Annotated in this window: 1 protein-coding gene; it reads left to right on the top strand. The window is 49.1% G+C overall.

Translation table 11 applies throughout. The features are described 5' to 3' along the window. A partial coding sequence (locus tag D1614_RS25805) for a hypothetical protein (RefSeq protein ID WP_162304621.1) occupies positions 1-776 on the top strand: 776 nt, incomplete at both ends.

Genomic DNA, 776 nt, shown 5'->3' on the forward strand with positions numbered 1-776 from the left:
TACACCTGGACTGTGGACGGAGTGGAATACCTTGGAACCGACGGAGACACAACCGTTCATTACGAAGGTGCAAACTGCGCACCCGATACAATCCTGAACATTACGGTGAATGACGAACCACAGCCAATCGTTACCAACGAAACAATCTGTGAAGACGAAACTTACACCTGGACTGTGGACGGAGTGGAATACCCTGGAACCGACGGAGACACCACCGTTCATTACGAAGGGGCAAACTGCGCACCGGATACAATCCTGAACATTACAGTAAATGACGAACCACAGCCAATCGTTACCAACGAAACAATCTGTGAAGACGAAACTTACACCTGGACTGTGGACGGAGTGGAATACCCTGGAACAGACGGAGATACCACCGTTCATTACGAAGGGGCAAACTGCGCACCCGATACAATCCTGAATATTACGGTAAATGACGAACCACAGCCAATCGTTACCAACGAAACAATCTGTGAAGACGAAACTTACACCTGGACTGTGGACGGAGTGGAATACCTTGGAACCGACGGAGACACAACCGTACATTACGAAGGGGCAAACTGCGCACCCGATACAATCCTGAACATTACGGTAAATGACGAACCACAGCCAATCGTTACCAACGAAACAATCTGTGAAGACGAAACCTACACCTGGACTGTGGACGGAGTGGAATACCTTGGAACCGACGGAGACACAACCGTTCATTACGAAGGTGCAAACTGCGCACCCGATACAATCCTGAACATTACGGTAAATGACGAACCACAGCCAAT

Origin of the sequence: Maribellus luteus (genome assembly GCF_003576475.1) — a bacterium.
Lineage (GTDB): Bacteria > Bacteroidota > Bacteroidia > Bacteroidales > Prolixibacteraceae > Draconibacterium > Draconibacterium luteum.